Raw genomic sequence first — 4,946 nt, forward strand, 5'->3', positions numbered from 1 at the left:
CCCTGGCCCGCGCCCTGGCGCGCAATCCGGCCGTGCTGCTGCTGGATGAGCCGTTCGCGGCGGTTGATCCCCCCGTTCGCCGCGCGCTGGTCGCCGCCGTCGCCGCCGTCCGCCGCCAGAGCGCCGCGCCCATGATCATCGTCACCCACGATCTCGCCGAAGCCGCCGGCATCGCCGACGCCTGCGCCTTCATTGATGCCGGGCGGGTCGTCGAACAGGGGCCGGCGGCAGTGGTGCTGGCCGATCCGGCGAGCCGGCTCAATGCGTGGCTGAGAGGCTCATAACAGCTGGCGCACGATATCCATGTGCACCTTGATCTCGGCAGCGTGACAGCTACTGATCGCGCCGCTGCCTCCGAGGATGGGCAGGGGTTTGGGCTGCAGGATGCTGGTGTCGGGCAACGGGCCAGACCTCTCCAGCCAGCCTTTGTATCCCGGCCAGTCCAGCGTGCCGTTGCGGCTGTCTTCGCTGGCGAGTTGTGACAAAAGCTCATCCACGCTCATGTCACTGTCGAAGGCGCTGCCTTCCCAGCTGTCGATTACCCAGATCACCTGCTTTCCGCGGGCAAACACCACGCCCATGGCGGTGGACAGGAAGGGGACAGCGGCCTCGGCAGGCGGGACAGGCCAGCCATCCAGGCTGAGCCCGACTTCGCGCACACTGGCCAGGCCAAGCAGGCCGTCTGCGAACAGGCCGCTGCCCGTTATGGCGAGGGCCGCATCGACATCGGGCAGCGCGCGCGGCCAGGCGGCTCTGCCCGCCGTGCCAGCGCGAGGAGGCCCGAAGGCGGCCAGAAATTCGTCGGCACCGGCCATCACTGCACCACCAGAAGGAAGTTGGCCTGCGTGATCACGCGGGCGAGCGGCTTGACCGCCATCACGGCGTCGATGATTTCCTGCTTCTTGCCACGACCCTGCGAGCCGATATGGCTGTTGACGTCGCTGTCGGCCGGCTCGCCAGTGGGATCGTCAAAGCCCAATGCCCACCCCTTGTCGGGATTATGCGGGGCGGCCGTGCCGGGCTGATTGCCGAAGCGCTTGTTAAATTCGCCACGCAGTTTCTTCTCGCGCTTGCCCCGCCCCTGGAGAACAAACAGGTCCTTGTTGCCCTCCATCTGGTTCAGCGTCATGGCATTGATCCCCGCCTGCTGCGCGGCAAGCTGCTCAACATAGATCGAACGCCAGCTGGGGTCGAGCATGGTGAAGGGTGACAGCTTCTTGGCCGGCATCTTCTTCTTGGCCTTCTTGATCGTCACCTCGAGTTCACCGATCGAGACAAGTTCATAATCGGGATCCAGTGTCTGGATGGTCCGCAGTTCAGTTCCCAGCGCCGTGCGGCGTGCATCCAGCCCGGTCTTGCCGGCCTTCTGGTCGGCGGCCAGCGCCTTGGCCTTGGTGCGTGCGGCCTGCAACTTGTTCAGAACTTGCGCGCCCACGCTGCTGGAGCCGTTGCTTGCCCATTCAGTGAACATCGCCACCGCCTGATCCAGCTTGGCGATGATGGGCCCCCAGTCCGGCCCGGCTGCCGGGGTGGCTGGCTTGCCGGCGGCGCCTCCACCGGATTTGCCCTTGCCCTTCTTGCCGCCAACGCCCAGCTTCTTTTTCTTGTTGGGGTTGATGCTGATATCGGCCACCCAGTCATCGCCTTCCTCGCGCACCGTGAGCGTGGTGAGTGCGTAGCGGGTCTTGAGCAGTGAGAGCGCCCCTGTAAGCAACGGCGCAGTGGCTTTGCCCGCCAATGGCCTGGCCAGGGTAACGGCATGGTTGGCCGCCAGCTCCAGCCGCTTGGCCGGATCATTGGGCACGCCTGCCTGCGCCACGAAGCGGCCCAGCTTGCGGGCCTGCGCCACCACCCAGGCGATCACCTTGTCCAGCGCCTTTTCGATCGGCGCGCGGATCTTCTTGATGAGGTTGTTGATCGCGTCCGACACCTTGCCCAGCCCGGCGATGCGGGCGAGGAAGCTGACAACGAGCACCAGCAGCCCGGCCAGCGTGCGCTCCACCCGGGCGGCGGCGGGGCCGAGTGTGCCATTGGCAATGGCGGCGATGCTGTCGATGAAGCTGGCCGCCACCGCCGCGATCTGGCGCAGCCGTTCGACGAAGAACATGATGGTGTTGTAGATGGCGATCAGCGCCTGGATGAAGGCGCCGGCGGGCGACAGCATCGAGAGCAGCTTGGTCACGGCGGCCGAGACGATCTTGGATTTCACATAATCCATCACCGCATCGATCGCCATCGACTTGAGGTTCCCCACCGCCTCGACAATCTGCTGCCAGGCGGCCGCCGGGCCTTCGGTGATCAGCGTCTTGACCAGCGCAAAGCCGGTTTCCATCGCCTTCACCGCGGTCTCGCCCACCGCTGCCACCAGCCGCACCCGGATCTGCGCCCAGGTCAGCCCCAGCACGGAGGCGACGAACTTCAGGATTTCCCTGAGGTTGAAGCCCTGCGGGATGTAGACGCCGCTGCCCGCCAGGCTGCCGGTGAGCCAGCCAATCAGCGCGGCCTTCAGATGGGTGAGGAAATTGCCGGCGAAATTCTGGAAGCCCAGCTTGCCGGCGCTGACCAGGTTGCGCACGAAGCCGATCGGATTGCGGATGATCGTCTTGAAGGCGGCGCCGGCCTTTTTCAGATAGGGCAAGGCGGCGGGGGCGACGACCGACAGGATGATTTCGAGCAGGTTGAGCACGGTGCTGCCGGCCCAGCTCATGAAATCGCTGACGAAGCTCTTCAGCGTGTCGAAGATGCGGCCGAACACCTTGGGCAGGGTGAGCAGATCGGTGATGCCCAGACCCTTGAAGATGCCGAGCACGCGGCCGGGGATCGAGACGACCAGCGCCTTGGCACCGGCCATCGCGGTCTTGAACCAGGTCCAGGCTTTGCCGATCGCACCGCTCTTCTTAATGTTGTTCCACACTTCCTCCTGGCCGATCAGCGTCATGAAGGCGCCGATCAGGGCGGAGGCCGGGCTTTCGCCGTCCTTCGAAACCGGGTTTTCGCCGAGCACACCGACCAGCAGATCCCAGTGCGGCACGTTGGCAGCGGCGAACTTGCCCAGCGGTTTCAATATGGCATCGCGCACCAGCGCGGCGAATTGGCTGACCAGATTGCCGAAGAAGCCGACGACGCGGCCGATGCTGCTGCGCGCCAGGGTCTTGATGCGATCCCACAATTTGCCGGGGCGCACCACGTCCGAAAGGCCGAGGTCGCTGATGAAGGCCTTCACATCGCTGATGATGCCGCTGCCCAGCGCCTTCAGCGCGCCGAAATGGCTGGAAACGAACTGCGCGCCCTTGTCGATGATCCCGTGGTTCTGCAGCGTTTCGAGGATCGTGTCGCCAAACGGCACCACGCCGGCGATGGCGCGCAGCACGTTGGGGCCGTCTCGCGCCACATCGGTGCCGGCAATCGGGTTGTGGCCGATGGCGAGGCAGAACAGCCGGTAACCGGGCAGACCATCGGCGAGACCGGCGAGATAGGAGCGGGCCTTTTTCAGCGCGCGGGCAAACAGGCCGCGCTGGATCATCGGGGGCGAACGTTCCTGCACCTCGGCGCCCGGCAAAAGGCTGCGCTGCACGCCCTGTTGTTTGGTGGCGCCCTGCTGCACTGTGTGCACCAGTTCGTGGGCGATCAGCTCGCGGCCCTCGGCGCTTTCGGGGCGATATTGGCCGGCGCCAAAGAAGATGTCCCCGCCCACGGTGAAGGCGCGGGCATCGAGCTGATCGGCCTCGCGCGCGGCATTGGCATCGGTGTGCAGGCGCACGCCATCAAGCGCGATGCCCAACTGGCGCTCCATCAACAGTTGGACCGGTGCCGGCAGTGCCTGGCCGCCACTGCCTGCAGGCGCGGCAGACGTGGGCTTGGCGGCCTTTGGCAGCAGCGCGATACGAGCCGGATCGGCCTGGGCGACGCGGCTGGCGATGCGGGTGGCTTCCTGTTCGGAACGGTCGCTGGGCTTGGAGACCGGCAGGCTGGCGCGCTGGCTCTGGGTGGAGGGCGCAGTCGCCGTGGTGCGGGCCGGCGCCGAGGCCATGCTCAGCGCGCTCCGATGGGCGGCTTGAGCGGGCTGTGGCCGCCATCCTTGCGATATTCGCGCGTCACGGCATGGAGCAGATCGGCATCGCCGGGCGCGCGGCCGGCGGACAGGCCAAGCAGGCGGGCGTGGAGGCCGATGTTGCGCAATTGCCCGCCGGTGAGCGTGCAGCGCGCCGCCACTTCGCCCAGTTGGCCGGGGCTGACGTCGCTGCCGGCGAGCAGGCCTTTCAATATGGCCGCCCGCAACGCGGCATCGGGCGGGCGGAACGGCACCACCACGTCCATGCGGCGGGCGAATGCGGTGTCGATGCGCTCGGCAGCATTGGTGGTGACGATGATGATGCCGGCAAAATCCTCCAGCCGCTGCAGCAGGAAATTGGTTTCGAGGTTGGCATAACGGTCGTTGGCGTTGCCCACATCAGTGCGCCGCGCCATCAGCGCATCGCCTTCGTCGAGCAGTAGGATGATGTCACGGCTTTCGGCCGCCGCCAGCGCGCGGTCGAGCGCCTTTTCGGTCTCGCCGATATATTTGCTCACCACCGCCGACAGATCGATGCGCCACAGTTCGCGGCCAAGCAAGCGGGCGAGGTGGCGGGCGGCCATGGTCTTGCCGGTGCCAGACGGCCCGCTGAACAGCGCGCGCACGCCCAACCCACCGGGGCCTGCACCGGCATGATCCGCCAGCGCTTCCCGCAGGGTGCAACGCCGGGCCAGTGCGTCCAATTCGGCATCGGCCAGCGCATCGAGCTGCGGGCGCTCGCTGCGATCCGACAGGCTGATGCGGGTGGCGAGGCCCTCGAGGCGCGGATCGGGCGTTTCGGCCAAGGCGGCGGCGACATCGGCAGGGGTGGGCTGATCACGACCGGCGGCGCGGGCAGCAAGCAGGGCGGCCGGGGCGGCGCGCATGATGGTGC

General features: G+C 66.7%; 3 protein-coding genes and 1 pseudogene. 1 reads left to right on the plus strand and 3 read right to left on the minus strand.

From position 1 onward, the window contains the following. Window positions 1-284, plus strand: a pseudogene (locus GJ693_RS17035) (ABC transporter ATP-binding protein); the annotation flags it as partial. On the opposite strand, the gene GJ693_RS13715 reads toward GJ693_RS17035, so the two are convergent. From GJ693_RS13715 to GJ693_RS13725, 3 genes are all read right to left on the minus strand, one after another. Beyond that, complete coding sequence (locus tag GJ693_RS13715) at window positions 279-815, minus strand: T6SS immunity protein Tdi1 domain-containing protein (RefSeq protein ID WP_156256842.1); 537 nt, start codon at window positions 813-815, stop codon at window positions 279-281. The pseudogene GJ693_RS17035 and the gene GJ693_RS13715 overlap by 6 nt on opposite strands. Next, window positions 815-4,030 (minus strand): eCIS core domain-containing protein, encoded by a 3,216-nt coding sequence (locus GJ693_RS13720; RefSeq protein ID WP_156256843.1) that lies wholly within the window; start codon window positions 4,028-4,030, stop codon window positions 815-817. The genes GJ693_RS13715 and GJ693_RS13720 overlap by 1 nt, the downstream gene beginning before the upstream one ends. A gap of 2 nt (window positions 4,031-4,032) precedes the next feature. Continuing rightward, a partial coding sequence (locus GJ693_RS13725; RefSeq protein ID WP_156256844.1) for an ATP-binding protein occupies window positions 4,033-4,946 on the minus strand: 914 nt, incomplete at its 5' end.

The organism is Sandarakinorhabdus oryzae (assembly GCF_009733735.1).
GTDB lineage: Bacteria > Pseudomonadota > Alphaproteobacteria > Sphingomonadales > Sphingomonadaceae > Sandarakinorhabdus > Sandarakinorhabdus oryzae.